Source organism: Ensifer sp. Root278, assembly GCF_001429285.1.
Taxonomy (GTDB): Bacteria; Pseudomonadota; Alphaproteobacteria; order Rhizobiales; family Rhizobiaceae; genus Ensifer.
Genome location: NZ_LMJJ01000040.1, coordinates 695,291 through 709,734 on the forward strand (window position 1 = coordinate 695,291; position 14,444 = coordinate 709,734).

The 14,444-nt window shown below is 62.1% G+C and carries 16 protein-coding genes; 8 read left to right on the forward strand and 8 right to left on the reverse strand.

The features are described from left to right. Positions 1-135 precede the first annotated feature (135 nt). Positions 136-897: an MBL fold metallo-hydrolase gene (locus ASE60_RS25150; protein ID WP_057254045.1), complete on the forward strand. Its 762-nt coding sequence runs from the start codon at positions 136-138 to the stop codon at positions 895-897. Positions 898-1,107: 210 nt separating this feature from the next. Here ASE60_RS25150 and ASE60_RS25155 read toward each other — a convergent pair whose 3' ends face one another. The 4 genes from ASE60_RS25155 to ASE60_RS25170 form a co-directional block, all read right to left on the reverse strand. Then, positions 1,108-2,337 carry a sigma-70 family RNA polymerase sigma factor gene (locus ASE60_RS25155; protein ID WP_082616068.1) on the reverse strand — a complete coding sequence of 410 codons (1,230 nt, stop codon included), beginning with the start codon at positions 2,335-2,337 and terminating at the stop codon, positions 1,108-1,110. Then, on the reverse strand, positions 2,334-2,681 hold the full coding sequence (locus ASE60_RS25160; RefSeq protein ID WP_057254047.1) for a YciI family protein: 348 nt from the start codon (positions 2,679-2,681) through the stop codon (positions 2,334-2,336). Before ASE60_RS25160 ends, ASE60_RS25155 begins: the two co-directional genes overlap by 4 nt. A gap of 284 nt (positions 2,682-2,965) precedes the next feature. Continuing rightward, positions 2,966-4,375, reverse strand: a complete 1,410-nt coding sequence (locus ASE60_RS25165; protein ID WP_057254049.1) for an adenylate/guanylate cyclase domain-containing protein — start codon at positions 4,373-4,375, stop codon at positions 2,966-2,968. Positions 4,376-4,531: 156 nt separating this feature from the next. Continuing rightward, a complete protein-coding gene (locus ASE60_RS25170; RefSeq protein ID WP_057254051.1) occupies positions 4,532-4,948 on the reverse strand; it encodes a nuclear transport factor 2 family protein in 417 nt (138 codons plus the stop codon). Positions 4,949-5,137: 189 nt separating this feature from the next. On the opposite strand from ASE60_RS25170, the gene ASE60_RS25175 reads away from it, so the two are divergent. The 6 genes from ASE60_RS25175 to ASE60_RS25200 all read left to right on the forward strand — a co-directional run bounded on the left by ASE60_RS25175 (position 5,138) and on the right by ASE60_RS25200 (position 10,603). Next, entirely contained in the window at positions 5,138-5,548 is a 411-nt protein-coding gene (locus ASE60_RS25175; protein WP_057254052.1) for a GFA family protein, read from the forward strand. A gap of 141 nt (positions 5,549-5,689) precedes the next feature. After that, entirely contained in the window at positions 5,690-6,763 is a 1,074-nt protein-coding gene (locus ASE60_RS25180) for a cyclic nucleotide-gated ion channel (RefSeq protein ID WP_057254054.1), read from the forward strand. A 185-nt stretch (positions 6,764-6,948) separates the two neighbouring features. Next, positions 6,949-7,794: a response regulator gene (locus tag ASE60_RS25185; RefSeq protein WP_057254056.1), complete on the forward strand. Its 846-nt coding sequence runs from the start codon at positions 6,949-6,951 to the stop codon at positions 7,792-7,794. Positions 7,795-8,100: 306 nt separating this feature from the next. Next, positions 8,101-9,369, forward strand: a complete 1,269-nt coding sequence (locus tag ASE60_RS25190; protein ID WP_093234663.1) for a diguanylate cyclase — start codon at positions 8,101-8,103, stop codon at positions 9,367-9,369. A gap of 123 nt (positions 9,370-9,492) precedes the next feature. After that, a complete protein-coding gene (locus ASE60_RS25195) occupies positions 9,493-9,969 on the forward strand; it encodes a VOC family protein (protein WP_057254061.1) in 477 nt (158 codons plus the stop codon). Positions 9,970-10,195: 226 nt separating this feature from the next. Then, entirely contained in the window at positions 10,196-10,603 is a 408-nt protein-coding gene (locus tag ASE60_RS25200) for a DUF805 domain-containing protein (RefSeq protein WP_057254064.1), read from the forward strand. Positions 10,604-10,639: 36 nt separating this feature from the next. On the opposite strand, the gene ASE60_RS25205 is transcribed toward ASE60_RS25200, so the two are convergent. Together ASE60_RS25205 and ASE60_RS25210 are read right to left on the reverse strand one after the other, a co-directional pair. Beyond that, positions 10,640-11,239, reverse strand: coding sequence for a YdeI/OmpD-associated family protein (locus ASE60_RS25205; protein ID WP_057254066.1), 600 nt, complete (start codon positions 11,237-11,239; stop codon positions 10,640-10,642). A 150-nt stretch (positions 11,240-11,389) separates the two neighbouring features. Then, positions 11,390-12,394, reverse strand: a complete 1,005-nt coding sequence (locus tag ASE60_RS25210; RefSeq protein ID WP_057254457.1) for a GlxA family transcriptional regulator — start codon at positions 12,392-12,394, stop codon at positions 11,390-11,392. A gap of 502 nt (positions 12,395-12,896) precedes the next feature. Here ASE60_RS25210 and ASE60_RS25215 point away from each other — a divergent pair. Then, positions 12,897-13,652: a hypothetical protein gene (locus ASE60_RS25215; RefSeq protein WP_156414720.1), complete on the forward strand. Its 756-nt coding sequence runs from the start codon at positions 12,897-12,899 to the stop codon at positions 13,650-13,652. 129 nt (positions 13,653-13,781) lie between these two features. Here ASE60_RS25215 and ASE60_RS25220 read toward each other — a convergent pair whose 3' ends face one another. Together ASE60_RS25220 and ASE60_RS25225 are read right to left on the reverse strand one after the other, a co-directional pair. Continuing rightward, entirely contained in the window at positions 13,782-13,985 is a 204-nt protein-coding gene (locus ASE60_RS25220; RefSeq protein ID WP_057254070.1) for a hypothetical protein, read from the reverse strand. Between the two features lie 99 nt (positions 13,986-14,084). Next, complete coding sequence (locus ASE60_RS25225) at positions 14,085-14,363, reverse strand: hypothetical protein (RefSeq protein ID WP_057254072.1); 279 nt, start codon at positions 14,361-14,363, stop codon at positions 14,085-14,087. Positions 14,364-14,444: the final 81 nt, after the last annotated feature.

Sequence of the window (14,444 nt, forward strand, 5' to 3'; positions counted from 1 at the left end):
GGTCCGCCGGCCGAAAGCCGTCGCGCGCCTTTTGGCGGCGTGGCAGAGGGCAAATTTCGGCTCTTGATTTTACCGCCGCCTCAGCAAGGATCACGGCGACATCCGTCACCGCTTTCCGGCAAGGGAGGACTCCCCATGAAACTCCAGCTTATCCGCAACGCCACGCTCAAGCTCGACTATGCCGGCCATACCGTGCTCATCGATCCCTTTCTCGGGCCGAAAGACAGCCTGCCGTCCTTTGCCGGGCGCTCGCCCAATCCGACGGTCGAGCTGCCGGTCGATATCGACACCATCCTGGCCGGTGTCGAACTCGTCATCATCTCGCATCTGCATGAGGATCACTTCGACGACACCGCCAAGGAGCGGGTGCCGAAGGGGCTGCCGATCCTCTGCCAGCCGGGCGACGAGGAGGCGATCCGCGCCGCCGGCTTTCGCGACGTGACGCCGCTTTCCGACAAGGCCAGCTGGCAGGGGCTGACGCTGACCCGGCGTGACGGCAGCCATGGGCTCGGTCCGGTCGTCCAGGACATGGGGCCTGTCATCGGCTTCAGCCTTGAGGCGAAGGGCGAGCCGACGGTCTACTGGGCCGGCGACACGGTCTTCTATCCAGCAATCGAGAAGACGATCCGCGAAACGAAGCCTGACATCATCGTCACCCATTCCTGCGGAGCGAAGTGGAATGGCGATCTCATCGTCATGGATGCCGAGCAGACGATCAAGGTCTGCGAGATGGCGAAAAACAGCACCGTCATTGCAACGCATATGGAGGCGCTGGATCACGCGACGGTCAGCCGAAGGGAGCTCAGGGCAGCCACCGATGCCCATGGCATCCCCTTGACGAAGCTGGTGATCCCTGATGACGGCGACGTGCTGACGCTGATACCGCCGGTGGTCTGATTTCTTCAGATGGCGCAAGCCCGGAAGAGAGGCGTTTTGTACCTTGGCTGCGGGTCGGTCCGCGGAGGCGCCGGGCGAGCTTACGGGATCGAGAAGATGCTGATCTCGTTGGTGATGCCGCGCAGAGCCACATTGTGCGACTGCGGATTGAGGCCGCGGTCTTTGAGCAGGCTGCCACGCCGCTGCGTCGTTGACGCTTCGCCCTCCGGCTCAATGCTCGAGCGTCGCCAGACATTTCTCCAGCCACAATCGCTCGGCCGACGGCGGGGCGAGCGCGAGCAGGCGCCGATAGGCATCGCGCGCCTCCACCTTCCTTCCCACCTTAGTAAGGAGCGCGGCACGGACGGCGTGGTAGGGGCGAAAGGCTGCGAGTCCAGCGCCGTTTAGCGCTTCGATCTCGGCAAGCGCCGCAGCCGCGCCCATGACCTCGTTGAGGGCCACTGCCCGGTTGAGCCGCACCACGGGATCGTCGCCAAGCGTCAGCAGCGCGTCGTAGAGGCGCAACACGGCCGGCCAGGGCGCCGGTTCTTCCAGGCTGCACCTCGCGCACCAGGCGCTGTGGATGGCGGCATGAAGTGCGCGTGGGCCGGCCGGGTTCAAGCGGGCGGCCTGATGCAGGTAAGCTTCCGCCTCGGCAATCCGCGCCCGGTCAAAGAAGCGCGGATCCTGTTCGGCAAGCGGCACCATCACGCCGCCGTCGTCAAGCCGTGCCGGCCGGCGCGCTTCGGCATAGCGGACCGTTGCGGCGAGCGCGAGCACTTCCGGCTCGCGCGGCAGCAGTTCGGCCAGCACCCGTGTCGCGCCCAGCATCTCCTCGGCATAGGCGGCATGTGGGCCAGCGCCGGCGGCATCCTCATGGGCTTTGGAGTAGGCGATTTCAATTGTCGACAGGACCGCTTCGAGACGCTCAGGCCAGGCATCCGGGCCCGGAATTTCGAAGGGCACTCCGGCTTCGGCGATCTTGCGTTTGGCGCGCACGAGCCGCTGGGCGAGCGTTGCTTCCGTCAGCAGGAACGCCTCGGCGATCTCCAGGGTCGAAAGCCCGCAGACAAGCCGCAGCGTCAACGCGGCGCGCGCCTCGGGCGCCACGGCCGGGTGACAGCAGACGAAGATGAGCCGCAGGCGCTCGTCGGGAATGAGGCTGGCATCGTCCGACATCTCGTCCTCCACGGTCGGCGTCGGTGGCGGCGGGTCCGGCCGCAACCGTTGCCGTACCTGCCGGCGTCGCAGCCAGTCGAGCGCACAGCGCTCTGCGGTCCGGTAGAGCCAGGCGGCGGCATCGCGGGGCGGTTCCTCGCGGCTCCAGGCCCCTGCGGCACGCGCGCAGGCTTCGGCGAAGGCCTCCTCGGCGAGATCGAGATCGCGATAGCGGGCGGCGAGCGCGGCGACGATGCGCCCGCCTGCCTGCCTGACCGCCGCCGCCAGCAGGTCCGCGCTCACGCGCCGCCCAGCAGCGGGCCGATCTCGATCGCGCCGTCCTGCAGCACGGGAACCTTTCGGGCAATGGCGATCGCCGCATCGAGGTCCGGTGCCTCGATCAAGTAGAACCCGCCCAGTTGCTCCTTCGCCTCGGCATAGGGTCCGTCATGGACGCTCTTTGCGCCGTTCTTCGTGCGAATGGTCGTCGCGCTCACCGTGCCCTTCAATCCGGCGCCGCCGATGCGGGCCGAACCGAGTTCCCTGTTGAACGCCATATGGCAACTGACGATCTCCTCCATGGCCGGCCCTGCCTTGTCAGGGCCATAGATTGCTTCGTCTTCATAGATCAGCAACGCATATTGCATCGTCATGCCTCCCGGGAATGATGGCCACGCCCATCGCAGCCATCCGACCACATAGACGCTTGAGCCTCTGCGGAATCGACCATGGCGGAAAAATTACTTCTCGCCGGTATTCGCCCGGCCACGATATCATCAGCGCTCCCCGCGTTTCGAGCGCGAAAAGCAGCAGGTCGTCACTGCTGCATGTGTCCTCAAAAACGGGGTGGAATTGCGCGGTCGCTGGGAAGCGGTGCGGATGGACGCCGCCGGCGGGCGACGGCTGCATGCCGCAAGCAGGTCATGACCGTTCACGGGATCGAGAAGATACTGATCTCGTTGGTGATGCCGCGAAGAGCGACATTGTGCGACTGCGGATTGAGGCCGCGGTCGCTGAGCAGGCCGGAGGTGCGCGGGTCGTCGAGCACGGAGCTGGTGGCGAAGATCTCGCGCGAACTCGCGAGATGCTGGACGCGCGAAGCGATGTTGACCGTCTGGCCGAAATAATCCTGGCGCTCGTTGAGGTTGACGGCGATGCACGGCCCCTCGTGGATGCCGATTTTCAACAGCAGATCCTCGGAGCCCCGGTCCTCGTTGAGCTGTCGCATCGCCTCGCGCATGCGCATGGCCGCCGCAACCGCTCGGTCTGGCGTCGGGAAGGTTGCCATGACCGCGTCGCCGATCGTCTTGACCACGGCGCCCGCCTCGGCGGCAACGATCTCGTTGACTGCGCTGAAATGGGTCTTCACCAGATCGAAGGCTGCGAGATCGCCGACCCGCTCGTAAAGTTCGGTGGAGCCGCGCAGATCCGAGAAGAGGAAGGTGAGGCTGGTGATCTTCAGCCGCTGGTCTACGTCGATCGTGTCGGTGCGGTAGATATCGCGGAAGGTCTGGTTGGAAAGCAGCCGCTTGGCGGTGAGGAACGGACGCCGGCGGCCGAGGATATCGTGCAGGGTGTCATTGGCGATACAGACCGAGGGCAGGGTGCGCACATCCGTATGGTTTTCCACCTGGATGCGCAGCGGACCCGGCTGCATGGTCAACGCCTCGTCGTGCCGGTGGCCGCGATCGAAGACGAGCGACAGCGTCCGCCGCTCCTTGGTCGGCTCGCCCTTGACGTCGATGAATTGCGCGGCATGGGTCACCGGCTCGAAGACGATGATGAATTCCGCCGGCATCTGCAGCGAGATGACCGCCTTTTCGCCGGGCGGCAGTTCGAGCGCCTCGATCATGAAATCGTCGACCTGGGCCTCGTAGTCGTCCTCGGGCAAATCTATGCCGGAGCCCCAGTAGACCTGGCGGAAATATTCGAGCGGCGGCAGCTCGTGCGGGTTGTGGGCCTCGATGTGGCGTACCCGCGGGTTGACGGTGAAGGTCACTTCCACCATCTCGTCGAGCGTCGGCTCATAGCCGGCGGCGCAGAGCGAGCAGGTATAGGTGTCGCTCTGCACGGTCTTCAGCGAGGTATTGCTGTCAAGCACACCGCCGCACCCGGGGCAGAGCACATTCCACGACAGCTCGAAGAGCCCGAGGCGTGAGGCATGCAGGAAGGCGGCGATGACCTTTTCTTCGTCGAGCCGATGCTCGGCGGCAAAGGCGAGCGCATTGACGCGGCAGAGCTTGCGGTCCGGCGCTTCCCGGACAAATCGCTCCAATACGCCGGCGATGTCAGGCTGCACGTTTTGGCGCAGCATGTCGAAGAGAGGCTGAGCGTCACTCATGATTGCATCCTACACCGAAAAGAACCGGCGGGGCAGCCAGTTTGTCGGTGTGGGTTCGCGTGCCGGAGATTGGCCCTAGCCGGCTTTCCCGCCACTTTAATCCGCCTTGGCGACGAGGCTGAAATAGCCTCGCCGCACATGGGTCGATCGCGTGCTCTACGCCGCCTTGCGGTCGCGGCCGAAGGGATCGCCGAGCACCGATTCCGTGTGCAAGGAGGCCAGCCATCCACCGTCCTTGCGGATCCAGGTGGTGGCGTCGGCCGCCTTTATCGTCAAAGGCTCTCCCTCGACTTCCATCTCTTCCGTCACCGTGTAGGCGATGACGGCGACGTCCTCGCGCGGAAAGATGACGCTGACGTCGTCGAGGCGAAACGCGTTGAGCTTCCAGGAACCTTCGGCCTGGTCGGCCATCCTGCGATAGTCATCGCGGGTAAGAATGGCCGCCCCTTGCGCCCCCACGACGATCGACCGTTCGGGCAGCATGGCCACGGACGCCTCGGTATCCTTCTCCAGGATGGTTCGCCAGAATTCCTGTTCGAGATCGATGATCTCCTGTTCGTCGGCATGTGCCATGGTTTGATTCCTCCGTTTACAATTTGCAGAAGCCATGGGACGGACAAAGGTTCCGACCAAAAAGACCTCGCCGCATAGCGCGCATTTTTTGCGCGACCGCGTGAGATCGAAGCCGAACCGCCCCGCGGGAACCCAACACCCGCCTCTGTCGTTTTCCGGATCCAGCAGTTGCGAAGCAGGATGAGACACATGAGGATCTTCTCGGGAAAATGCCTCTGCGGCCAGGTGCAAGTATCGCTTCGTGGCGAACCTCTGCGCGTCGGTATCTGCCACTGCATGGATTGCCGGAAGGAAAGCGGTTCGGCCTTCACCTTCTATGGCATCTGGCCCGCGGATCAATTTGAACGTACCGGCGACACGTCGGAGTTTCAGGGACGGTGTTTCTGTCCCGGTTGCGGGTCGCGGGTTTTTTCGGTCGATGCGCGTGAGGCGGAGGTCAAGCTCGGTATCCTGTCCGACGCGCCGACCTCGCTTAAGCCGAGCTACGAGCTCTGGATCAAGCGGCGCGAGCCATGGCTAAGGCCGGTCGAGGGGGCCGAACAGTACCAGGAGGATCGCGAACGGGCAGCCGACGAAGGGCCGGTCGACACGCGCTACTAGAGCGCGCGTCACTGTCAATCTACCATCCCTTAATTAAGCGTCGATTCATCGATGGAATTGTGCTTAAGATCAAAGCGTTACTGCGCTGCTGGCATGTCGGGCCGAGGTATCGCCTGAGAGCGCGGGTCGCTGGGGGAGTGAATGTCGGCACGGCCTTTCCTGAAAATCTCCGCGCCGCTCAACGGGCTGTTGGCGGCGGCGGGGCTTATTACGGTCGCGGCGCTGACGGCGCGGGATATTGGCCTGACGGCCAAGCTGTCGCTGGAGCTTGTGCTTGCCGGTATCTGGGCCATCTATGTTCTGCAACTGGCCGATACGGTGATCCGGCAGCGGGCGAAGGACGATCGCGGGCGGACGCCCGAACTCATCATCGATCTGCTTGCCGTCGTGGTTCCGCTTGCCGGATTTCTTCTCGCTGGCCCGCGTGACCAGAGCCTTTATTGCGGTATCTGGCTGTTGAAGCCGCTGCGTCATTTCACCTTCTTCCGGCTGCTTGGCCGGGTGGTGGCGCGGGCGGCACCCAATCTCGTCGGTGTCACCTCGGTCTTCGGCATCGTTCTCTTCGGCGCATCGCTTTTTGCCTATCTCATCGAGCGCGATATCCAGCCGGACAAGTTCGGCAGCATTCCCCAGGCCATGTGGTGGGCGGTGGTGACACTTTCGACCACGGGCTATGGCGACGAGATTCCGATGAGCTTTGCCGGTCGGGTGCTGGCGGGCCTCGTCATGATGTGCGGCATTGGCATCTTCGCGCTGTGGGCCGGCATTCTTGCCACCGGCTTCTTCGAGGAGGTGCGCCGCCAGGATTTTGTGCGCAACTGGCAGCTGGTTGCGGCCGTGCCGTTGTTCCAGAAGCTCGGCTCGGCCGCCTTCGTCGAGATCGTGCGGGCACTGCGCCCGCGGGTGGTTCCGGCGGGTGCCATCATCTGCCGCAAGGGCGAGGCGGGCGACCAGATGTTCTTCATCGTCGAGGGCCGCGTCAGCATTACGACCCCTTCGCCGACACCCATCGAACTCGGCCCCGGCAGCTTCTTCGGCGAAATGGCGCTGATCACGGGCGAGCCGCGCTCGGCGACCGTCAGCGCAGCCACGGAGGTCTCGCTGCTGTCGCTCTATGCGGAGGACTTCCAGATGCTGTCGAGCAGCAATCCGGAGATCGCCGAAGTCATCCGCAAGACGGCGGAGGCGCGGCGTGGCGGGACGTCCAGGGATTGACGGGATGGTGGCATCCGGCGGCAAGACGCGCCATGGTGGCACACGACCTCGTTATTTCGCCGGTCGCTCATTAACACCAGAGAAAGCCTTTCTCCTCTAGCATGGCGGCTGCAAGTTACAGTGACTTTGCGGGCACGAAGAACGCTTGGGCGCTGTAGGGGAACACTCTTTCACATAGGCGTTCAATGTCGTTTTTTGGCATTTCCGGAATGTATTATTCCGGCGAATCCCTTGCCCAGCACCGTATCGTGCTCGCCGAGGACTCCAACCTCTTCTCGTCGATGGTTTCGAAGCGGCTGAAAGAGCTGTTCGACATCGATGTCATCGTCTGCCGCGACTATGACGATTTGCAGTTCGCGGTCGAAAACGCGACTTTTCCGGCGTCGCTCGCCATCTCCAACATCAACCTGCCGGGGGCGGAGAACGGCGAGGCGCTCAACTATCTGATCGACATGAGCGTGCCGACCGTCGTCTTTACCGGCTCGTTCCAGGAGTCGACGCGCGAAAAGATCCTCGCCAAGGAGATCGTCGACTACGTTATCAAGGATAGCGTCTTCGCCGTCGACATGTTGGCGGAATCGGTCTGCCGCTTCCTCACCAACCACAAGCACCACGTGCTGATCGTCGACGACAGCCCGACGGCGCGCGCACTTCTGACGACACAGCTGAAGCGCTACAATTTCCGCACCAGCTCGGCCGACAGCGGCGCAGCCGCGCTCGAACTTCTCAAGAGCAATCCCGATATCGGCCTCGTCATCACCGACTACAACATGCCCGATATCGACGGATTCGAGCTGACGCGGCGCATCCGCGGTTCCTACGGGCCGCATCAGCTGCGCATCATCGGCGTCTCGTCCTCCACCAACCGGCTTTTGTCGGCGCGTTTCCTGAAAGCGGGCGGCAACGACTTCATCGTCCGCCCCTTCGTCAATGAGGAATTCTACTGCCGCGTCAACCAGAACCTGGACACACTGACGAAGATCCGCACCCTCAGCGAAAAGGTTAGGGTTCCGGCGCAAGCTTCGGCCTGATACGAGAAATAATCCCCAAAATTTTGTGGCAATCTGCGCGAAATCCCGCGCGCAGGTTGCTCCATTAACGAAATTGCAATCCGATCGGTCTTCAATCCGCCCCAGCAGGAGCGGGGAGCCCGGTCACACCAGACCACGCCGGCCAGTGGGTCGGTGCGGTCAGTGGCAGGTCTATTCATATATTCGGAGCCAGCGTCACCCCCTTCAAGGGAAGCACGCCTGCGGCTCGAGAGGGGTTGCAGGGACGTGAGATTGCGCCGCACGCCAGGCCGGCTGAATTCTGTGCAAAAGCACAGCGACAAGCGCATGCTCCTTGTCGAAGATTCCCGGATGTTCGCGACGGCGCTGAAATACGGGCTCGAGTCCGTCCACGGCATCCGCGTCACCCATTGCAGCTCGCTTGCGGCGCTCAGGGAAACGCTGGAGCAGGCGCCGGAAAGCTTCTCGCTCGCCGTGCTCGACCTCAACCTGCCGGACGCGCCCAATTGCGAGGCGCTCGAATTCGTTCTTGCCCATCAGGTGCCGGCCGTCGTCTTCACCGCAGCCTTCAACGACCAAACGCGCGAAGAGATCCTCGGGCGCGGCGTGCTCGATTGCGTCATCAAGCATCAGCCTGAATCGATCAACCTCCTGATCGGCGCCGTCGACCGTGCGCTGACCAATGGCAAGACGACGGTGCTGCTTGCCGATTCCGATGCCGCCTCGCGCAGCGAGCTTGCCGGCATTCTGAGAAAGCAGCGGATTTCCGTCTGCGAGGTCGCGTCCGCTGCCGATGCGCTGCAGGTGCTCGACAGCGGCGAGGCGGTCGATCTGGTCGTCACCGATCTCGATCTCGCCGACATGACCGGGGCAGCACTTCTTGCCGAAGTGGAACGCCGGCAGGGCGATGGCGCGCTGCCGGTGATCGGGCTTTCCGACAGCGGCGACCGAAGGGCGGGCGCCCGCTTTCTCGAAGCAGGCGGTACCGACTTCATCCAGAAACCGTTCCTCGAAGCGGAGTTCAACGGCCGCATCGCGCAAGCCGCCAGCATCCAGAAGCGCCTGCAGACGCTGCAGCGGCAGGCGGCCAGCGACTATCTCACCGATCTCTACAACCGCCGCCATTTCTTTCTTGCAGGCCCGCGCCTGGTGGAGCAGTGCCTGAGGCGCGGCGAGCCGACGGCGATCGCCATACTCGATATCGACCATTTCAAGCGGCTCAACGACACCTACGGCCACGAGATCGGCGATATCGTGCTGAGACACGTGGCCAAGCGCCTGGCGGTGCTGGTGGGCGAGGAGCACCTGCTTGCCCGCCTGGGCGGCGAGGAGTTCGGCATCCTCTTCAACGGCTGCGATGTGCGCCGCGCCTTCGCCTTCTGCGATGCGCTCAGGCTGGAGCTGGCGAAATCGCGGATCGTCGCCGACGACGAGGAACTGACGATCACCGTGTCGATCGGCCTTGCCACCATCGAGACGTCGGAAGCTTTCGAAAACTACCTGCACGCTGCCGACCAGTTTCTCTATATGGCCAAGCACGCTGGCCGGAACCGGGTGATCTCGGAACTGGCACTGCTCGACGCGCTGGCGTCGTAAGCTCCCGGCCCGAGCCGCAGGCCTGCCTTCAGAAAAAAGATGCGCCACGTGTCGGCTTGGAACGAAGTCGAACGTCCTTTGGTTACCCGCACATGATCAAGCGGTACGAAGAGGAGCCGACAGATGACGAATGTTGTTTCAAATCTCTGGTTTGCGAAGGAAGCGCGCGAGGCGGTCGACTTCTATATTTCCCTCGTTCCCAACTCGGCGATCACGCGCATCACCACCTTGCCGGCGGAAAGCCCGAGCGGACCGCCCGGCAGCGTTCAGGTCATCGAGTTCATGCTTGGCAATCAGCAGTTCATGGCCCTCGAAGCCGGGCCGCTCGACCCGTTCAACCATGCCTTCTCGATCATGATCCAGTGCGACAGCCAGGAGGAAATCGACCGGCTGTGGAGCGGGATCCTCGATAACGGCGGAGAGCCCGAGCAATGCGGCTGGATCCGGGATCGCTGGGGCCTCTGCTGGCAGATCGCGCCACGGGTGCTTGGCGACATGGTCGCCCATTCGGACCGCGAGCGCGCCAAGCGGGCGACGGAGGCGATGCTGGGCATGATCAAACTCGACATCGCCGAACTGGAGCGCGCCTTCCACGGTTAGGGTCGCACTCGTTTGTGGGGCTGGTCCTTGAGCGGAGGGAGCGGAGAGCGAGGCGCTTCCAACGGCTCCGGAGGGCAGCTCCGAGGCGACTTGTTTACGCAACCATGAAGCGCTTTCTGTCGCCATGACATCTACGCGTTTATTAGCGAATCTTCTATATGAGGGGAAGGGCAGGCCAGCGCGGAGGCGCGCCTGGATGCGGAGAAGCCGATGGGGAGGGGACGACGTGAATTCGCAGACTTTTACGAGTTTTGATGGTCGTATCGGACGCCAGACCTGGTGGTTGGCGCAGATCGTTGTCTGGATTGCGACGGTGGCGGCAATGTTCGCCGGAGCGGCGCTGTTGGCGCTTTCGGGCGTCGATAACTATGCGGCGGGCTTCAGCCTCATGCATTCGCTTGTCTTCATTATCCTCATCGCAAACCTCTATTTCAGCTTCACCGTCAACACCAAGCGCTGGCACGACCACGGTCGCTCCGGATGGTGGAACCTTGCGCTGTTTGTCCCGGTCGTCGGGCCGCTCCTGGGCCTTGTGATGCTGGGCTTCCTTGCGGGAGAAGAGGGCGACAACCGCTTCGGTCCGCCGGCCGTCACAGGCGCCGAAGAGCCGAGCCAGCGGTTCGGGCGCGCTTAGCCATAGCGTGAAGTTGGCAGGCGCGGCTGCGGCGTTCTATTTCAGCTTCTGCGGATAGATCGTCTCGCCGCGCTTCAGCATCTCGACGAAGGCCTCGATCTTCTTTTTGCGACCGGCCTCGGTCTTCATGTTGTGGGTGCGGAAGGCGAGCGCGAAGCGGTTCTGGGCGCTGAGCTTGGCGAGCATTTCTTTCGCCTTGGGCTCGGCATCGATCGCCGCCTGCAGGTCGTCGGGGATTTGCATGTCCTTGCCGCTGGCATAGGCCCGATCCCAGCGGCCATCAGCCTTGGCTGCTTCCACCTGGCGCAGGCCAAACTCGGTCATACGGCCTTCTTCGATCAGCCGGGCGACATTGTCGACGTTGATCTTGCTCCAGATGCTCTTCTTGCCGCGCGGCGAATAGCGCTGCAGGAAGCTCTTGTCGTCCAGCCCCTTGCGCACGCCATCGATCCAGCCCCAGCAAAGCACCACATCGATCGCTTCCTTGGGCGTGATCGAGGCTAGCCCGGAGTTCACCTTGTGCGTCTTGATCCAGACCTCGTCCTCGCTCTGATGATGGGCGCCGAGCCAGTCGTAGAAGCACTGCAAATCCCTGAATTCGTGGACTTTGGCAGGATTGATTTCGACGGGTGCCATAGGAAGCATTGCCTCTTGTTCTGAAACGCCAGCCATTCAACCCAAAAAGAAGGAGCGTGCAAGCGGCGCGACGACGCAAGCCAAACGTGTCACAGGCAAAACGAAAAAGGGCGGATCGCTCCGCCCTTCGACTGGTCTTTATGTCGGTCTTTACCGCGCCATCTGCAGCGTCAGCTTGCGGTCGGCGCGCTCCTGCTGCGGCGAGCGGTTGTAGAGTTCGCGATAACACTTCGAGAAATGCGAGGCGGAGACGAAGCCGCAGGCAACCGCCACTTCGACGACCGGCATCGACGACTGGATGAGCAGGTGCCGGGCGCGGTCGAGGCGGATCTCCAGGTAGTAGCGGGCCGGCGACCGGCCCATTTCCTGGCGGAAAAGCCGTTCGATCTGGCGGCGCGAGAGATCGGCGCCCTCGGCGATTTCGAGCAGCGACAGCGGCTCGGCGAGATTTGCCTCCATGAGCTCGATGATCGACAGCACCTTGGCGTTCTGCACGCCGAGGCGGGCGCGCAGCGGCAGGCGCTGGCGGTCATGGGGCCCGCGCACGCGGTCGGTCAGCGCCTGTTCGCAGACGCGGTTGACGAGGTTCTCGCCGAAATCCTGGTCGATCAGGTTCAGCATCATGTCGAGCGAGGCGGTGCCGCCGGCGCAGGTGTAGATGTTGCTGTCGATCTCGTAGAGGTCGGCATAGACGTCGACCTGCGGGAAGCTTTCGGAAAAGCCCGGAAGGTTTTCCCAGTGGATGGCGCAGCGCTTGCCCGTCAAAAGGCCGGCAGACGCCAGCACATGGGCGCCGGTACAGAGGCTGCCGACGGCGACGCCGCGGTTATAGACCTCGCGCAGCCAGGCATTGACCGACTTGTTGTTGAAATCCTCGACATAGATGCCGGAACAGACCAGCACCATCGACGGGCGGTTCTCGCCGCCGAGGAACTTGCGCTCGTCGGCGAGCGACGAGTTGACCTCGAGCGCGATCCCGCTCGACGACAGGACCTTTTCGCCGTCGGACGAAGCGAGGCGCCAGGTATAGGCCTCGTAGCCGAGCATGCGGTTGGCGATGCGGAGCGTTTCGATCGCCGCCGAAAAGGGCAGCATGGAAAAGTTCGGCACCAGGAAGAAGACGAGAGAACGCTTTTTGGTCAGTGGCTTGTTCATGAGGCTTCCCATGCTTGGCGATGGCGTATATTCGTCGCTTGGAAGATACTCTTCGGCTTGTCTGTTTGCGACATTGGCATGGAAAGCAGCGACCGCAAAGAGATTTCGCATTGCGACATCGGGCGGCAAAAGGCGGTTCCGCCGGTCTTTCAGGTTTTTGTAAGGAAAGCGACGGTTTTTCCAGCACAGTTGACGTTATCTGACAAGAACTGCCAGAGATACGCAACAATCACAAAGCGCGCTCCAGGGTTGTGTTTGCCGATTGCGACTCTTTCGGCACGGAGGCGGGTGTCGGTATAAGACAAGTCTCGCTCAGCTGGCGATGTATTGGACGTGTCGCAACGACAACCCTAGTCCCGCGCAGGAGAATCCGCCGACAGCACTCTCAGCCTGTTGCCGGTCTCCGGAGAGCGGATCAAATCAAATCGCTGACTTGAAATCCTCCGCGATTCAATCAGATCGGGTTCTGTGTGGAGGCAGCAGGCAGCGATTGTATTAGTAAGTGTTAAATGGTAGTGATCCTCATTGGGCACAATCACCGATGGCGCCAGACCGTTTCACAGCTTGGCAATGCATCGCGCTTTGCCAGGAGGGGCTCTGTACGCATGTGGCTCGAATTGCAGGAGGCTATGCCGCTATGCCGCAATCGGAAAACGTACGGGTCTGGGCCAGCCGCGCCTTCATGGACTCATCACGGATCAAGGGGTTTACGGCTGATCCATTGCCGACGGGGATGGGCCTCGGCCAGATGGCCGAATTGAATGAAGCCGGCGAACGGATGTCTGCGGAGCATTTCCCGAAGGAGATCTTTGCCGAATATCCGGACAAGAAGGAAAAGAAGCAGGCGGATCTCGTGCTTGCCGCAGGAGTGGTGGTGGTTTCGGCGGCCTGCGCCGAGGTGCTGCGGCAATTCGATCTCGGCCATTCCTCGCTCTATCCGATCAAGCTTTTCCAGCATGACCGCACGACGCTGGTGGAGGGAGAGTACTTTTGTCTGAACATCGGCGAGCGCAAGGATACGTTCCTGCGTAGTCAATCGCAAAAGGTCATCGAATTCGACAATGGCCTTTTGACAATGAGGCCGCATCTTCTCGATGGCGATGTGGCCGTCAGTCCACTTGAGGGCTCTGATCTGTGGGTGAGCCCACCCTTGATCCGCCTATTCTTTCTCAGTGACCGGCTTACCCAGGCTCTGCGCGCGGCAAAGATGGGCCGGGTCTTTGGCTTCCGCACCTGCCGCATTGTCGAAGCCGTTTAAACCATCGGCGGGGCAGCTCTCGCTCAAGAAAGATGGGGTGGGCGCAAAGAAAAAGGGCACCGCCTTCTCGGCAATGCCCTTCATCGTATCCGGCTGCTTCGACCGGCCCGGGGCCGGTCAAGCCGTCATTCATTGTTCGGTCTTATGCACCGCATCGTCCACCGACGGGAAGCCGATGTCCTTCAGCGTGTCATAGGACAGGTTTTCCAGTGCGCGTTCCTGGCGATGACGCTTCCACGCTGCCCAGGCACGGACGCGCAGGTTGAAGAGACCCGGAAGGGACGAGTGGGAGGATGCCCGTTCCGAGGCCGATGAAAACTGAATGTTGGACATTTCATGGCTCCTTCTGAGTGTCTCAGCAGGTCGCGACCATAATCGTATATATGGCGCAACCCGATCTATCATTCCAACGAATATGTTTGATGCTTTCCATCAAACTTGGTGATTGATTAGCGGGTCCGCAAACATCACGTCGTCGCGGACTCTCTTCGGCAGTTTTGCCAGTTCGCGCCGGGCTTCCACCCGATTTCGTGCGATCTGCTTTTCGCGTCTCTGCCGGACAACGCCGTCGAGTACGGCGATCACTTGGGTAAGGGTGTTGAGGACCATGTCGTTGCTCCTTCGATCCTGAATCTGTACCACTACCTGCGACGCGGGGCTGTTACACAGGGAACTCTTCGAAGCGGCGATAACAAGCGCGGCGGCGGACATGGGCTTCTCCTTCCTTCGTCGTCCTTGAGCTTGACTATCGGTCATTGCTGATGTTCAATCAAACGAAATGAAGTGAACTTA